This is a genomic window from Spirosoma arcticum (assembly GCF_054779955.1).
Map to the genome: position 1 here is coordinate 136,471 of NZ_BAAGXG010000006.1, position 16,545 is coordinate 153,015.

15 protein-coding genes are annotated in these 16,545 nt (G+C 54.6%); 8 read left to right on the plus strand and 7 right to left on the minus strand.

The annotated features are described in order from the left end of the window. The first annotated feature begins 38 nt into the window (after nt 1-38). The 7 genes from ACYVHB_RS15040 to rhaT all read left to right on the plus strand — a co-directional run bounded on the left by ACYVHB_RS15040 (nt 39) and on the right by rhaT (nt 7,734). Nucleotides 39-1,472, plus strand: coding sequence for an FGGY-family carbohydrate kinase (locus ACYVHB_RS15040; RefSeq protein WP_461052578.1), 1,434 nt, complete (start codon nt 39-41; stop codon nt 1,470-1,472). A gap of 12 nt (nt 1,473-1,484) precedes the next feature. Beyond that, nucleotides 1,485-2,237: a (Fe-S)-binding protein gene (locus ACYVHB_RS15045; protein WP_461052579.1), complete on the plus strand. Its 753-nt coding sequence runs from the start codon at nt 1,485-1,487 to the stop codon at nt 2,235-2,237. A gap of 93 nt (nt 2,238-2,330) precedes the next feature. Next, nucleotides 2,331-3,689, plus strand: a complete 1,359-nt coding sequence (locus ACYVHB_RS15050; protein WP_461052580.1) for a lactate utilization protein B — start codon at nt 2,331-2,333, stop codon at nt 3,687-3,689. 38 nt (nt 3,690-3,727) lie between these two features. Next, complete coding sequence (locus ACYVHB_RS15055; RefSeq protein ID WP_461052581.1) at nt 3,728-4,183, plus strand: hypothetical protein; 456 nt, start codon at nt 3,728-3,730, stop codon at nt 4,181-4,183. A gap of 391 nt (nt 4,184-4,574) precedes the next feature. Then, nucleotides 4,575-5,225, plus strand: a complete 651-nt coding sequence (locus ACYVHB_RS15060; protein ID WP_461052582.1) for a LutC/YkgG family protein — start codon at nt 4,575-4,577, stop codon at nt 5,223-5,225. Between the two features lie 350 nt (nt 5,226-5,575). Continuing rightward, on the plus strand, nt 5,576-6,592 hold the full coding sequence (locus tag ACYVHB_RS15065) for a GntR family transcriptional regulator (protein WP_461052583.1): 1,017 nt from the start codon (nt 5,576-5,578) through the stop codon (nt 6,590-6,592). A 107-nt stretch (nt 6,593-6,699) separates the two neighbouring features. Then, nucleotides 6,700-7,734 carry an L-rhamnose/proton symporter RhaT gene (gene rhaT, locus ACYVHB_RS15070; protein WP_461052584.1) on the plus strand — a complete coding sequence of 345 codons (1,035 nt, stop codon included), beginning with the start codon at nt 6,700-6,702 and terminating at the stop codon, nt 7,732-7,734. A 75-nt stretch (nt 7,735-7,809) separates the two neighbouring features. On the opposite strand, the gene ACYVHB_RS15075 is transcribed toward rhaT, so the two are convergent. Beyond that, nucleotides 7,810-9,051 (minus strand): ABC transporter permease, encoded by a 1,242-nt coding sequence (locus ACYVHB_RS15075; protein ID WP_461052585.1) that lies wholly within the window; start codon nt 9,049-9,051, stop codon nt 7,810-7,812. A gap of 157 nt (nt 9,052-9,208) precedes the next feature. Here ACYVHB_RS15075 and ggt point away from each other — a divergent pair, with 157 nt between their 5' ends. Then, nucleotides 9,209-11,023 carry a gamma-glutamyltransferase gene (gene ggt / locus ACYVHB_RS15080; RefSeq protein WP_461052586.1) on the plus strand — a complete coding sequence of 605 codons (1,815 nt, stop codon included), beginning with the start codon at nt 9,209-9,211 and terminating at the stop codon, nt 11,021-11,023. A 76-nt stretch (nt 11,024-11,099) separates the two neighbouring features. Here the strand turns inward: ggt and ACYVHB_RS15085 are convergent, their stop codons facing one another. The 6 genes from ACYVHB_RS15085 to ACYVHB_RS15110 form a co-directional block, all read right to left on the minus strand. Beyond that, nucleotides 11,100-11,699: a DUF4142 domain-containing protein gene (locus ACYVHB_RS15085; protein ID WP_461052587.1), complete on the minus strand. Its 600-nt coding sequence runs from the start codon at nt 11,697-11,699 to the stop codon at nt 11,100-11,102. 16 nt (nt 11,700-11,715) lie between these two features. Further along, entirely contained in the window at nt 11,716-12,297 is a 582-nt protein-coding gene (locus ACYVHB_RS15090) for a DUF4142 domain-containing protein (RefSeq protein WP_461052588.1), read from the minus strand. Between the two features lie 103 nt (nt 12,298-12,400). Next, on the minus strand, nt 12,401-13,579 hold the full coding sequence (locus ACYVHB_RS15095; protein WP_461052589.1) for a PA14 domain-containing protein: 1,179 nt from the start codon (nt 13,577-13,579) through the stop codon (nt 12,401-12,403). 142 nt (nt 13,580-13,721) lie between these two features. Next, nucleotides 13,722-14,456 carry a DUF72 domain-containing protein gene (locus ACYVHB_RS15100; RefSeq protein ID WP_461052590.1) on the minus strand — a complete coding sequence of 245 codons (735 nt, stop codon included), beginning with the start codon at nt 14,454-14,456 and terminating at the stop codon, nt 13,722-13,724. Between the two features lie 45 nt (nt 14,457-14,501). Beyond that, on the minus strand, nt 14,502-15,086 hold the full coding sequence (locus ACYVHB_RS15105; protein WP_461052591.1) for a hypothetical protein: 585 nt from the start codon (nt 15,084-15,086) through the stop codon (nt 14,502-14,504). Nucleotides 15,087-15,184: 98 nt separating this feature from the next. Next, a complete protein-coding gene (locus ACYVHB_RS15110) occupies nt 15,185-16,543 on the minus strand; it encodes an APC family permease (protein ID WP_461052592.1) in 1,359 nt (452 codons plus the stop codon). Nucleotides 16,544-16,545: the final 2 nt, after the last annotated feature.

Consider the following 16,545-nt stretch of genomic DNA (forward strand, 5'->3'; position numbering starts at 1 on the left):
ACCTACTGGCGTAAATCATTCATCATTCATCATTCAATATGAAGGTTATCGCTATCATCGACGTCGGCAAGACGAACAAAAAGCTGTTTCTGTTCGATCAGCAGTACCAGATTGTGTGGGAACGAGCCGAGCAATTTGCCGAGATGACTGATGATGACGGCGACCCCTGCGAAGACCTCGACCGGCTGAGTGAGTGGATGCTGTCGGCCGTGCAGGAAGTGCTGGCGTTGCCAGAGTTCGACGTTCAGGCCGTAAATTTTACGGCGTACGGAGCCAGTTTCGTGTATGTAGATGCCGAAGGCCATCCGGTAGGGTATCTCTACAACTACCTTAAATCGTTTCCTGATTCCATCCGTAAACAGTTTTACCGCCAATACGGTCCGGCGGATGCATTGGCAGTGCAAACGGCCTCGCCCGCGCTCGATAGTCTGAATTCAGGGCTGATGCTTTACCGCATCAAGTACGACAAACCGCAGTTGTTTCAGCGCATCCGCTACGCTCTGCACCTGCCTCAATTTCTGAGCTATCTGGTAACGCGGCAACTGCTGAGCGACATCACCAGCATTGGGTGCCACACGATGCTCTGGGATTTTACCAAAAACCAGTACCACGATTGGGTAGTCGCTGAGGGTCTCGATACCCGGATGGGCGACCTGTTTCCCGCCGACGAAGCAATGAATGCGTTCGTAGCAGGCGAATCGGTTGGTAGTGAAAAGCCGCGCCAGTTGCTCGCTGGCGTGGGACTGCATGACTCGTCGGCGGCTTTGATTCCGTATCTGGCGAGCTTTCAGGAGCCGTTCGTGTTAATTTCGACCGGAACGTGGTGCATCAGCATGAATCCGTTTAATACGCAGCCCGGTCCGACGCTTCGGTTGACAGCCGAAGAGCTACAGTACGATTGCCTGTGCTTCCTGACCTACAAAGGTGAACCGGTGAAGGCTTCCCGCCTGTTTGCGGGCTACGAACACGAGCAGCAAACGAAACGATTAGCTGACCATTTCGGTGTTGCGCTGGACCACTACAAACAGATTCGTTACGATGCCGCCCTAATCCAGAAATTACGACAGACCACGTCAGACACTCAACCGACCGAAGGATTGATTCCGCCAGTGACAATGCCTTCGCTGGCCGGGTCGGTCTTTAGGCAACGGAACTTAGCTGACTTTACCGATTACAGAACGGCTTATCACCAGCTAATGCTCGACCTGATGGCCGGACAACTTATCTCGACCGCGTTGGTACTGCCACCCCAGGAACCGGGCGTGCCTACTGCCATTACGCGCATTTTTGTGGATGGTGGGTTCAGTCAGAATCCCATTTACATGAATTTACTGGCAGCGGCATTTCCAGACATCGGCGTATGGGCGGCTTCGGTGGCCCAGGCTACAGCGCTGGGTGCGGCTCTGGCGTTCCATGACGAGTGGAATCCGTTGACTGTACCACCAAATTTGATTACCTTAACGAAGTATTGAAATCAGCACTCCATGACCGTAGGCTTGTTCATTCCCTGTTACGTCGATCAGTTTTATCCGCAGGTGGCCATTGCGACATTGGAACTGCTGGAAAAACTGGGGCAGACCGTTGTGTTTCCCAAAGGCCAGACCTGCTGCGGTCAGCCGATGGCCAATTCGGGATTTGCCCACCTGACTGGGCCGCTGAATGAGCGGTTTGTGGAACAGTTCGGAGCGGTCGATTATGTAGTTTGTCCGTCGGGGAGCTGCACGTTACATCTGAAAGAACACCTCCACAGCGACACGAATGAATTGGGTGCCATGGGTATCCGGCAACACGTTTACGAACTGACCGAGTTTATCACCGACGTGCTAAAAGTCGATCATATATCGGCGAGTTTTCCGTCGCAACGGCGCACCGTCCGCGTGGGGATGCACCAAAGCTGTCACGGGCAGCGGGGGCTGCACCTCTCGCAGATGAGCGAACTGAACGCCCCGGCTTTTTCCAAACCGGTTCGGTTGCTAAGTCAAGTGGCTGGTCTTGAATTGGTTGAATTAGATCGGCCCGACGAGTGTTGTGGGTTTGGCGGCACGTTCTGCGTGCTGGAAGAAGCCGTGTCGGCCAAGATGGGTAAAGATCGCGTGGCCGACCACTTGCGGCACGGAGCCGACTATATTACCGGCGTCGATATGTCGTGTTTGATGCACATGGAGGGCATTTTACGACGGCAGGGCAGCAGGACGAAAGTGGTTCACATTGCGGAGATACTAAATAACAGTTTGTAGTTCGTAGTTTGTGGTTGCGGTTCCCCGCCGGGACTGACCGCACCGGGGGACCGGCATCCACAAACTACGAACTACAAACCACAAACCTAAAAAATGCAACACCCCGAATTAGCCGAACGCTTCAACCGGGACGAGGACCGGGTGAACTGGCACGACGAAACGCTTTGGTTTGTTCGTCAGAAGCGCGATAAAGCCGCCCACACCCTGCCCGAATGGGAGCAACTGCGCGAAACGGCTTCGCAGATCAAGAATAATGTGCTCAGTGAGTTGGATACATACCTGACGCAGTTCGAAACCAACGCGCTGGCCAACGGGGTGCAGGTGCACTGGGCCGCCGATGCCGCCGAACACAACCAGATTGTCCTGGATATTCTCAGGGAGAATGGGGTTACCGAGATGGTCAAGAGCAAGTCGATGCTCACCGAAGAATGCCACCTCAATGGGTATTTGGAAGAGAACGGCATTGAGGTGATCGACTCCGATCTCGGCGAACGGATTGTGCAGTTAGCGGGCGAAACGCCGAGCCATATCGTGCTGCCCTGCATCCACTGGAAAAAAGATGAAATCGGCGTTCTGTTCCATAAGCACATGGGCACCGAAGAGGGCTGCGCCGACCCGCAAATTCTGACCGGCGCGGCTCGCCTGCACTTGCGCGATACTTTCCTGACCCGGCGCGTGGCCCTGACGGGCGTGAATTTCGCCATTGCCGAAACGGGTGAGTTTGTGGTGTGTACCAACGAAGGCAACGCCGACATGGGCGTTCACTTAGCCGATGTTCACATTGCGAGTATGGGCATCGAGAAAATCATTCCCCGGCGCGAACACCTCAGCGTCTTTCTGCGGTTGCTGGCCCGCTCGGCCACCGGTCAACCCGTCACGACCTATTCGAGTCACTTTCGGCAACCGAGGGTAGGTCAGACCATGCACGTGATCTTGGTCGATAATGGCCGGACGGTACAGTTGGGCCGCGAAGATTTCCGCAATTCGTTAAAGTGCATCCGGTGCGGGGCCTGCATGAACACCTGCCCCGTATACCGCCGGAGCGGGGGCCACAGTTACCACAGCGCCATCAGTGGACCCATCGGGTCGATTCTGGCCCCGAACTTGGACATGAAAAAACACGCCGACCTGCCGTTTGCGTCTACGCTCTGCGGGTCGTGTACCAACGTGTGCCCGGTCAAGATCGACATTCACCAGCAACTCTATAAATGGCGGCAGGTGCTGATGCAGGAAGGGCAGGCCACCACTGCCAAAACGGTGAGTATGCAGGCTATGAACACGGTGCTGAGTAACCGGGGACTATATGCATGGGGCGGACGCATCGGCCGGACACTGATGCGCTGGTTTCCGGGTTTGGTGAGCAACAAACTCAATCCGTGGTACAAGCACCGCAACATGCCCGAACCGCCCAAACAGTCCTTCGGTGAGTGGTATGCCGAAAATCGGAAATGAGCATGGTTAGTCCGGTGGAGGACTAATCGGAGACGATAGTGCTCAAGGAACTTAATACAACGTTCGATTATATAACAACATTAGTTGCTTCACTAATGGGTTACTCTATAAAAAACGAACCTTTCCTAAAGAGAATTTTATGGCTTGATACTCTCGCAGGAGGGGCAACCTCGGGTATAGGCTTTCTATGTTATGTACCTCTAACAACAACATTGGGCGTGACCGCTTCTTTCATTCTGGTTGTTGCAGCCATCAACCTAATCTATGCCCTATTGGCTTTGACCGTTGCTACTCAAAAGCCCACCTCGGTTCGATTAGTTAGACTGCTGATTTATGCCAATTGGGGATGGACTGCTATCAGTGTAGGGATGATTTTCATTCATTTCGGTCATGTTACCAAGATCGGAGATGTCCTCTTACTCATCCAGCCGATTCTGGTCGGCGGGCTCGCTTATTTAGAAGCGAATCAGGTAGTCGCTAAACGAACAACGTGATTCGCGTATCCTGTCAACATAATTCGACTTATAGAACAAGGATATGAGATTCGTTTTAATCATTATCGCTGTCATACTGGGCGGGGCTCTGTTTCGCCACTTTGATTTTCAGACGCAACAATTTGAAAAGCCAGGGCTAGACATTCTGTATGCGATAGTATTCATAGTCGCAGTATTTCTCTTGCTAAGAAATGTAAAGAAGATAGGCCGCTTTGATAATTAGACTTTCCTAAGATGCCAGCTTCAAATGATAAACTTGCTCTTTATGGGTTCTGTCCCTTAACATATGTTTAGTTATAGAAAAGATGTACGAAAAGCACCATAACCGGCCACCACTTATGAGTAGTCAACTCTGGTACTTTTCTCAAAAGCTTGTGCTTCCCCTAAACCCATGACAACCCGCGAAAAAATCTTACAGGCCGTCCGGCAGAATAAGCCCGAATCAACGCCCCTGCCGGACCTGACTGCGTTGGCGCAAGTCGCGTCGGCGAACTTTGCCGATGACCGGGCGCAACGGTTCGGCGATGTGCTGACAAGCATTGGCGGGCAAGTGGTGCCGGTTGAGACTTGGGCTGAGATCGAGGCCCACATTCGGCAGAACTACACCATTGGGCAGCACCGGATCATTAGCACCTTGCCCCAATTGGCGGGCGTGGCCGACATGCACTGGCGCAGTGATGCTGCATTAGCTGATCGGGAAAGTGCCGTGCTGCCTCATTCGCTGGCCGACGTCGAGCTGGCCATCATTACGGCTCATTTCGGGGTGGCTGAAAACGGGGCGGTCTGGGTGACGGAGCCGCTGCTGGGGAGCATTCAGAACCGGCCCCTGCGGGCTATTCCGTTCATCGCGCAACATCTGGCGGTGGTGTTAGACGTGGTGGATCTGGTGCCGACGATGCACGACGCCTATGCCCGCATCGGGGCCGACGATTACACGTTCGGCGTCTTCATTGCCGGACCGAGCAAAACCGCCGATATCGAGCAGTCCTTAGTGCTGGGTGCCCACGGTCCGAAAACGATGACGGTTTTTTTGGTGAATTGATAAGTTGCTTAACAGTTGTCCATGTAACTCCGTAGGGGTTTAACAGCGTAGCGTCGGTAGCAGGCAGGTCGCACGTTTTTGCGTCGTCCCATAGGGACGCAACAGCGCAGCGTCGGTAGAAAAAGACAAGTTTGGCATGTTTCGTCGTGCCGTAGGCACGTGACAGCAAAGCGTCGGTTGAAGACACCACATTAATACCGACGCTTTGCTGTCACGTGCCTACGGCACGACGAAACATGGGGATTGGTAATTCCTGCCTGCTACCGACGCTGCGCTGTTGCGTACCTACGGGACGACCGTCTACGGAGCGGTTCGTTAACCCAAGTCAACGTTGAACTAACCCAATACCCATGCTCCAGCGAATCGCGATTAATGACTTTTCGAGTACACCCAAATACCTCCAGATCTATAATTCCATCGTTGAGGGGATCCGAAACAAAGATATTACGCCGGGCGATAAACTGCCGTCGATCTTCGAAGTGTGCGTGGAGTTCGACGTGTCGAAGCGGACGGTGGAGCGGGCGTATGATCTGCTCAAAGAAAAGAAAGTAATCGAGTCGACCAAGGGCAAGGGCTACTACATCAGCGACGCCGAAATTGACCGGCAACTCAAGGTTTTTCTCCTGTTTAATAAACTCAGCACCCACAAAAAACTCATTTACGACGCCTTCACGGATGCACTGGGGCTGGACGTACCGATTGATTTTTTCGTGTATCACAACGACTTCCGCCTGTTCAAAAACATCCTGCTCAACCACGCCCACGGCTACACGCACTACGTCATCATTGCCCACTTTTTCGACGGGGGCGAACGTGCCCTTGACCTTATCAATGCCCTGCCCAAGCACAAACTGGTCGTGATGGACAAATTCATCGACGGGCTGACGGGCAAGTACTCGGCGGTGTATCAGGACTTTGAAAACGACCTGCACCGGTCGCTTACGGAAGCGCTCCCGCTGCTTCGCAAATACACGACGCTCAATATTCTGTTCCCGGCCAACACGTATCACCCGGAAGCGATTCTGGACGGATTTCGCCGATTTTGTGCCCGGTATGAATTTGGAGCGCGGGTTATTGATGACATCAACACGGTGGCTATCGAGCCGGGAAATGCCTTTATCAACCTCATGGAAGAAGATTTGGTGATGCTCATCAAGCGTATCAAAGACACAGCGTTGCACGTGGGCCGGGAGGTGGGTATTCTATCGTATAATGAAACGTTAGTGAAGGAGTTGCTGCTGGACGGCATCACGGTTATCTCCACCGATTTTGAGCAAATGGGGCGCACGGCGGCTCAGATGGTACTGGGAAACACAATTGAGCAAGTGCGAAATCCCTTCCGGCTCATCGTCCGGCAGTCGTTGTAGGGAAGTGCAGGCAAGTATCTAAACGGGGTAATTTATCTTTACCACTCACCAATTCACCGCTATGGCGGACCATTCTTTTGCTCACTCACTCCTTCGCTATTTAATGTATGGCTGCAATTCTCGGGGTTTTCTTTCATGCGCTGGGGGGCTATGCCTCCGGTACGTTCTATATTCCGTTTCGGCGCGTTAAAGGCTGGTCGTGGGAGAGTGCGTGGATTGTGGGGGGCGTGGCCTCCTGGATTATCGTGCCCTGGCTCATGGGCTGGCTCACGGTCAGCAACCCCATTGGGGCTATTTCGGCGGCTGAACCGGCCACGCTGGGCTGGACGTTTCTGTTCGGTCTGCTGTGGGGTATCGGTGGTTTGACCTTCGGCCTGTCGATGCGCTACCTCGGCATTTCGCTGGGCATGGCCGTAGCGCTGGGCTACTGTTCAGCCTTTGGAACGCTCATTCCACCGCTGTATGAGGGCCGGTTTGATGAGTTGCTCAGCACCCGGTCGGGCCTGTTCACCCTGGCGGGGGTAGCCGTGTGTCTGATTGGTATTGCCGTGTGTGGCCGGGCGGGGTTCATGAAAGAAAACGAATTAGACGCCGAACAGCAGAAAGCGACCATTGCCGAGTTCAATCTGCGCAAGGGCATTGCCGTGGCCACCGTGTCGGGCATATTGAGCGCCTGCTTCGCCTTTGGCCTGACGGCCGGAAAACCCATTGCCGAGTTGGCCGTGCAGGGCGGTACCAACCCGCTGTTTCAGAACAACGCCATTTACCCGGTGCTGCTGCTGGGTGGCTTCACCACCAATTTCATCTGGTGCATGATCCTGAACCGGCGCAACCGGAGCTTCGGCGACTACACGGCTTCGGGGACGCCCCTGCGTAGTAATTACCTGTGGGCGATTCTGGCGGGCACGACCTGGTATTTCCAGTTCTTTTTCTACGGCATGGGCGACACCTACCTCGGCGACGAGTTCCGATTTGCGGGCTGGACGTTGCACATGGCCTTCATCATCACCTTCAGCACCCTTTGGGGCCTGGCCCTGCACGAGTGGAAAGGAGCCAGCCCAGCTACTTACCGGGTCGTCTACGCCGGGTTGGGACTGATCATATTCTCTACGGTGCTGATCGGGATGGGGAGTCAGTTTTAGAGCTACCTCACCGCATCGGCGGCCCGGCCCCTCGCCCCAAGGAGAGGGGCCGGGCCGCCGATGCGGTGAGGTAGCTCATTTGGCCCGAATGGCGGTGACCGGATCGAGCCGGGCGGCCGAGAAGGCGGGAATGATACCCGACAGTACGCCGATGATGCTCGATACGCCCACCCCCAGAATGATGTTAGCCGTTGAAAGCTGCAAGTCCAGACTTCCCAACTGGGCAAACGACAGCAGATAAACCAAGAGAATACCCGCCAACCCACCGACCAAACTTAGCAGAACGGCCTCGAACAGAAACTGGAACAAAATGAAGTAGTTCTTGGCCCCCAGCGATTTCTGAATACCGATAATACTGGTGCGTTCTTTAACGCTGACAAACATGATGTTGGCAATGCCGAAGCCGCCGATCAGGATCGAGAAGCCGCCGATGACCCAACCCGCCAGCGTCAGCACCACGAAAATGCCGCTGATGGCCTGCGCCAGCGCTTCGGGACGGTTAATGGCGAAGTTGTCGTCCTGCGATGGACGCAGACTGCGCCGGGTGCGCATAAGCCCCCGGATTTCGCTTTCGAGTTCAACCATTCCCGGATCGTCGTCGTAGGCTTTAACGGCAATGCTGATGCTGGGGTTGATGGAGTGAAACATCTTGGCAAAGGCCCCCATTGGAATGATGCATTTGGTATCGGGATTGCCGCCTACGTTGAGCAAACTCTCGCCTTTGCGCTCCTGAACACCGATAACGTTGAAGTTCAGACTGTTAAGTTTGAATGTTTTGCCAACGGGGTCCTGTCCTGGAAACAGATTCTCGGCCACGTCGGCGCCAATAATGGCCACGTTGCGGGATACGTCGATTTCCTGCTGCGTGAAGTAGCGGCCCCGCTCAATCGGCACGTCCGAAATCTTGTTGTAGTCGAACGTCGTTCCCTGAATCAGCGACGTCATGCTGTTGTTGCCCTGCTTAACCGTCACGCGTCCTTTAAAATCCATGGCGACAACGGCCTGCGCGGTTTCGAGCCGGTCCTGCAAAAAGCGGAATTCGGTCAGTGACGCTTCGGGTCGTTGGAAAAACTTCCACCACGGGTATTCACTGCCAAAAGACCACGGCCATTTCTCCACATATACCACCTTGTCGCCAATGAACGACAGGCTGGTTTTGATGTTCCGCTCCAGCGAATCGACCAGGGTGAAAACGGCGATGATGGCGAAAATGCCAATCGTGACGCCAAGCAGAGAAAGCGTGGTGCGGAGGAGATTGGACCGAAGCGCCTGCCAGGCGAAGCGAAAACTTTCAAATATCTGACGAATGAAGCGCACGTTGCAAAGAGTGAAAGCGTGAAAGAGCAAATGAAGATACGGTGCTTTCAGGGCATCAGCAACGCTTTTCGGACAGACGTATGGCTTTAGCGGATAATCGGTGGACGTTTGGTCAATTTTCGTAGCTTAGTGGTTTCTGACAACAACCTGACTTCCTATGAAACGAAAATTCCGTGTAGTGCCGCTGCTGGCAATTACGCTGTTCGCTGCCTGTAAAACCCAGCCGCCAACGACCACCGCTGACACTAAAGTCCGCCAGAGTCAGGGCGTTTACCAGTACCGAGACGAAGAACCAACGCAGGCGGGCACTTCATCGAATGGCTTCTTCTCAGACCGGCAGGGCGTCACCGGTCGCAACGGCATGGTGGCGTCGGCGCACCCCGAAGCTTCGCAGGTGGGCTTGAACATTCTGAAAGCAGGCGGTAACGCAGTCGATGCAGCCGTGGCCGTGCAGTTCGCACTGGCGGTGGTCTATCCCGGCGCAGGCAACATCGGCGGGGGCGGTTTTATGGTCTATCGGGCTGGCGACGGCAAGGCCTACACGCTCGACTACCGCGAGAAAGCGCCCGGACGCGCCACCCAAAATATGTACCTCGACTCACTCGGTAATGTCCGGCCGGGGTTGAGCATCAGCGGGCACTTGGCCAGTGGCGTGCCGGGGTCGGTCGATGGAATGGTCGAGGCCCACAAACGATTCGGTAGGTTACCGTGGGCGCAGGTGCTGCAGCCCGCTATCGACTTAGCCGCCAACGGGTTTGCCCTCACCGACCGCGATGCCCTGGGACTAAACCGTATCAAAAACGACCTTACCACGATTAATCCCGGCAAAACGTATTTTTTGAAAAACACGAATCCGGCTGATACGCTCAAGTGGCAAAAGGGCGAGTTATTTGTGCAGGTTGACTTAGCCAAAACGCTGCAACGCATTCAGCAGCAAGGCCGGGTGGGATTTTACGAGGGCGAAACGGCGCGGCTGCTGGCCGAGGAGATGAAGCGCGGTAGCGGTTTCATTACCGAAGAAGACCTTAAAAATTACCATTCCGTCTGGCGCGAACCGATTCAGGCTACGTATAAAAACTACAACGTGATCACCATGCCGCCCACCTCCAGCGGGGGCGTGGCGCTGGTGCAGTTGATGCGCTTCACCGAGCCGTACCCACTGCGCCGGTGGGGCTGGAATAGTGACAGTACCGTGCAGGTCATGATCGAAGCTGAACGGCGCGTTTACGCCGACCGCGCCAAGTTCCTCGGTGACCCCGACTTCGTGAAGGTGCCAACCGACACGTTGATGAGTGCTGACTATTTAAAAAGCCGCTGGATGGACTTCGCCTTCGCTAAAGCCACCGACAGCAAAGCCGTTAAGGGTGGTCAGATTCCGGGCTACGAAAGTCTGGAAACGACGCATTTCTCGGTCGTCGATAAGGACGGCAACGCAGTTAGTATTACCACAACGCTCAATGGTGGTTATGGCAGCCGCGTGGTTGTGGGCGGGGCAGGATTCTTTATGAATAACGAAATGGACGACTTCAGCGTGAAGCCGGGCGTTCCGAATATGTTCGGGCTGATTGGTAATCAGGCAAACGCCATTGCGCCGGGTAAGCGGATGCTGTCGAGCATGACGCCAACGATTCTGGAGAAAGACGGGAAATTGTTCATGGTCGTTGGAACGCCGGGCGGCTCTACCATCATCACGTCAGTTTACCAGACGGTTCTGAACGTGATTGAACACGGCATGACGATGCAGCAGGCCGTCAACGCGCTGAAATTTCACCACCAGTGGCTGCCCGACAAAACAATTTTTGAGAACGGCGCTTTCTCCGACGCCACCGTCACTACACTGCAAAACCGGGGCTACATCCTCGAAAAACTCACCAACACGCTCGGTCGCATGGACTGCGTGCTGATCCGTCCCGACGGCTCTTACGAAGGCGCTTCCGACCCACGGGCAGACAACACAGCGCGGGGTTATTAAATTTAATGTAGAATGGATAATGCACAATGAATAATGTCAGTAGCGGCATTATTCATTGTGCATTATCCATTCTACATCATAGATTATTCATTAATTTATCCGCGTCATTCATCTGCTTTTCGTCGTCGGCTGAGATCGTCAGGGCGAGGCTTTTAACGGTGGGGCTATCGGCATTATCGACTAATTTCTTGGTCTTGCTGATGGCCTGATCGTTAATATCGACCATGTAACGCAGGTAAGCTTTGTCGAAGTCGGAACCCGCTTTTTCGTCGCGCAGGCGGTTCACCCTGGTTTCGTTATCGGTCGAAAGCGCTCTGGGCAATACGATTTTATAGGTTTGGGCAACATCAGCCAGACTACTTTCGTGTTCGCGTTGTTGGTCGAGTGCCTGCTGCGCAAATGCCTTAACGGCCGGATTGGTAGCCCGTTCGACGCCCAACTGGCTGAGCGCTCCGAGCGTATGCCCGGCATCGGCGACGGCAACCATGAACTCGGCCACATCTTTGGCGTTGGCTTTTGAATCGGCAGCCAATCGCTCAGCCTGGACGGGCGTGGCCTGTTCAACCAAACTGTCGTTTGTCTCTTCGGCAATTTTGGTGCTGTCCGGTTTTGGTGAGCAGCCGTAGCTGACGAATAGTGTGGTAACGATCAGGAGCGATAAAATTAATCTGTTCATAGCGAGTGCTGCTTATTTAGTTCAGCACGTTTCGTAACTGTTTCGCCTGATCCCGGTGTTTCTTGTCGCCCTCTTCGAGTTTGCGGGCGAAGGTTTTGACGGCGTCGTTGGGGGCGTTGTCGGCGAGGTCATCAGCGGCTTCGGTCGCTTTGTCGTTCACGTTCGTCATTTCTTTGAGGTACTGCGTGTCGAAGGCGGTGCCGGGTTTCTCTTCCTGTAAATCTTCGAGCCGGTCCTTTCCGTCTTTGGCCATGCTGGTGGGCAGGGTAATATTCATAGTGCGGGCCATGTCGCGGAGTTGTTTCTCGCCCTGCTGATGCTCGTTCATGGTGCGTTGCGCGTAGGCTCTGACTTCAGGATTGGTTGCTTTTTGCTGGGCCACTTTGCTGAGTTCGTACTCGGTCATGCCCATGCTGAACAACTCGATCATGTTATCAACTACTTTCTTGGCGTCGACTTTTGCATCGTCGCTGATGGCGGTGGCCTGCTGGTCGATCCGTTTCTCGTTCTGCTCTTTGGCCTTGTCCTTGCTATCCTGACCGCAGCCGCCAAGCAGAAGTCCGGCGGCAATGACGGTGCTTAGTACACTCGTTTTCATAACGTTTCCTTAGTTCGTTGTGCAGTAAGAACACAGTAGCGCGGGGGTTGTTTGCCGATAATAACGAAACCGACTGCAAGCCAGCAGGTGCCGCTAAGTCCCGCTACTCGGTGACGACGAATTCGACCCGGCGGTTTTGCGCCCGCTGCTCTTCGCTGGCATTGTCGATAATGGGTCGGGAGCCGCCGTAACCCTTGTGCGTGATTCGGGTAGCGGCAATGTCATGCCGGATGAGGTAACTGGCCACTACTTTAGCCCGGAATTCCGACAAGGTCTGATTGAGCCGCTTGTCGCCGACGTTGTCAGTGTGGCCACTGATCTGGACGTTGAGGGCTGGATTGGTTTGCAGCACCCGCACTAATCGGTTCAGTTCCGGGTATGATTCCGGTAATAGTGTGTACTCGCTCTGGGTAAATACAACATGTTGAAGAACAACGGTTTTTCCCGCCTTGAGCGTACCGAATGGCTCTACTTCGGGCGTCACCGGCGTGGGTTTAACTGCTTCGGGCACAACCGCTGCAAGAACGGGTTTAGGAGACGATGTGGGTACGATAGGAGGAAGGGGCGTAAGCGCGGCTTTGCTTTTGGTGCGAGTTGCTACTGGTTTGAGCGCGGTTAAATCGGACGTAGCCCGTTTGTCGGCAGGGCGGCTGGTTGCTTTTAGCGCTACTGGCGTTCGGACAGTTGCTGGCTCCCGTCTGGCTACGGCGGGCGGGGAAGCCAACGGCTGAACGGGTCGGCTGAAAAGGTATTTTGCGGGGATCAACTGGCGGGGCGTCGACGCAAAACTGAGTAGCCGCCGATCTTCGGGCGACTCCCAAAAGACCGAAATTACACTGCCTTTCCAGTCATTGTAGTATTCAATTCGCAGATCGTACAATTGCTTGCCGTTCAGCGAAATCTCCCCGACGAAGCGGCTGTCGTCCTGCTTGCGCCATTCGTCGATCACTTTTTTGCCGCCAACCCAAACGCGCACGCCATCGTCCACCGTCGCACTAAACCGGTACGTACCCGACGTTGGCGCGTAGAGTTTACCCGTCCACCGTGCCGAGAAGTATTCACGCGGCACACCGGGTCCGGGCGACTCCCAGTTCCAGTTGAAATCAACTTGCGCATCGGTGCGGGTCAGTACTTTTCGCTCGAAGTTTGGCCCGCTGAAATACTCGCCTTTCAAACCAGCCCCTAAGCCAGACTTCTGGCCCCTTGCCGATTTAGTCTGCGCGAACGTGCTGCTGCTAACCAACCACAAACCAATCAGTCCCATCACCCATACCGTTCTCATACGACATCTAATTAAGCCGTAGAGAAGTTACGAAGTTTATCTACCCGGACTCACATTTCAGGGCAGTCAATTCGGTTATGATTTCAATAATTTAGCGTAGGGGAAAATAAGAAGTGTATGACGATTTCATTCGGCTCGTCACCTACTCATATTGCCCGGTTAGCCAGCGTAGCGTTTGGGCGTTGCGCACCGCGTTGCCGCCACCGTCGTTGTTGAAGTACACGTACACGTCCTTACCCATGCTGACCCACTCCCGAATGCGGTCGGCCCACCAGCGCAGATCTGTTTCGGAGTACGAACCTCCGTACAGATGCTGCGCATCCAGTCCGTGCAGTCGGACGTAGACGAAGGGAGCGGTGGTTCGCAGGATGCAGGGGAGATGCGCACCACTCATAATACAATAGGCGGCTTGAAACTGCTCTAACAGACGGAAAATGGCTTCGTTGTGCCAACTAAGATGGCGAAATTCCACGGTCACCCGCATCCAGGGAGGAACCTGAGCCAGAAAGTACGCCAGCCGGTCGTAATCGCAGGTATGCTGGGGTGCGAGTTGTACCAACAATACCGCCCGCTTGTGCTGCAACTGATGCCAGCAGGCCTTGATCCGCTCCATCCACGTTTCAGGGGCGTACAGTTTCTTGGCGTGGGTAAGACCACGGGGCGCTTTGACGCTCAGTTGAAATGAATGGGGCAGACGTTCCCGCCACGATGTGAAGGTGGCTTGCTTGGGCCATCGGTAGAAGCTGCTGTTGAGTTCGACCGTCTCGAAGTGCTGCACATAGTAACCCAATCGGTCATGAACCGGGGTAGGATACGGGTACAAAATGCCCTGCCAGTGATCGTAGCTCCAGCCCGAAGTGCCGATGTGAATGCCCATACAACAGTTGGATTTTCGTCAGGATGCGTGGTTGAAGCAGCCGCGTTAATGATTCCAGCGTAGGTCAGCCGTTCGGAACTCAATCTGCCGCGTCGGTTGGCCGTCGAATATTACCTGAACCACCATGTTTTTGGCACCTTTGATCTGGTTGATAAGACTGCGTTCCCCATCGAAGAAGACAATGTTGGCCCGGCCGTTTGCCGCTGCCACTAACGAGTACGTAACGGGCGGTTTACCATCGAAACGAATGCGGGCGCTGCCGTTTTGGAAACTTCGGTTAAACTGCCCGTTTGCTACCTCAATGTACGCCTGATCACTGCCGTCTTTTTCGCGAATGACCAGCGTGGCAGTCGATCCACCCGTGTACGGGTAGGCAAACTGGAGCAAATTAGACGAAGTAACAGATGCGTTATAAACAGTAACGCCGGTTTTATCAACCGTTTTTTCGTACGTCCACATACCCGCCCGCGCACCGGAGCGATTGCTACCCTCATTGACTGAATCGTTGTCCGGCGTGCGTATGGCGGCTACAGGAGAAGAGACGGTGTCGGTGCGGATCGACCGGTCGCCCTTCTTGCCGGAGCAATTGACAAGGATGAGTACGCCAATGACAGAAAGGAAAAGCTTCATGTCGGACTGAATTTTTACTGGTTCATAACCCAATATCACATTCGTCTTAACCGCGTGGTAGTCGGTCTGTTTTGCCGACTACACTATTTCGCCGGATTTTACGGTGCCACTCGGGCATTTTGTCGGTGCCAGATCCAGTAAAACGGCAGGCCCGTTGCCATCAGGCCCAGACCGGTGAGGGCTTCACGGGGCTGGCTTACGAGCGTCATAATGACCAGCAATGCGCAAAAGATGCAGAACAGAATTGGTACGGCCGGATAGCCGACAACGCGGTACGGACGGGGCAGGTCAGGGTATCTTCGGCGGAGCAGCAACACTCCAAAAGTCGTTGATCCGTAGAAAATAAACGACGCAAAAATCAACATATCGGTCAGTTGATCGAAGCTTCCCGACCAAACCAGGATAACCGACCAAATGCCCTGTAGCACAATAGCGACCGTGGGTGTTTGGTATGTTTCGTGGATGCGGGCGGCCGACCGGAAAAATAAACCGTCGCGGGCCATGGCATAAAAGATGCGGGCCGACATCAGAATCGACGCATTAGTCGAATTGAAGGTTGTCACTAAGATCAGGCCCGAAATAAAAGCGGCTCCAATCCAGCCACTTGCATGCCTGATTACCTCGACGGCGGCAATTTTTTCGGGCGTGGCAGCTAACCGGGCCAGTGCGTCAATTGGCAGCACGTACAGGTACACAACGTTGAGCAGTAGGTATAAACCGATGACGATGCCCGTACCGATACCCAGCGCCAAGGGTAAATTGCGTTGCGGATTCTTGACTTCATCACCGATATAACCAATGTAATTCCAGCCTTCATACCCCCAGAATGCACCCAGCAAGGCCACCGTGACTACCTTCCACAAATCGCCATCGGTGTGAGTGCTGACTGCCTGAGCAGGTTGAGTCAGATTCGCCAGACTGCCGGAATCGGCCTGAAAACCAAGTACGGCAATAACCGCTACCGCCCCGAACATCAGGTACGTCAGGTTTCGGCTCAGGCTCTCCGCCAGCCCAACGCCCCGGTAGTTTACCCAGCTTAGTCCGGCAATGAGCAGCGAGGCCACGCACTTGACCGACAGCCCCGCCGACGCATCGGACAAGCCCAGAACCGGAATCAGCGATTGGCCGAAAACGTGCGCCAGTGCCGCGATGGTAGCCGTTTTCACGACCATGAAGGCACCCCAGCCGTACAGAAAAGCAAACAACCGACCGTACGTCTTTTGAAAATAGACGTATTCACCCCCCGATTGTGGAAACATCCCCGCCATTTCGGCATTGCTCAGCGCCCCCGCTAAACTCACCAGACCGGCCACGAGCCAGCATCCCAGCACCAGCAGGGGCGACTCCAGTTCGGCGGCCATCGGCGCAACTTTCTTGAAAACCCCGGAGCCAACAATGCTGCTGACAACCAGCAGCATGGCCGAGCGAAGTCCGATGGTGCGAGCGAGTTTGGTCATGG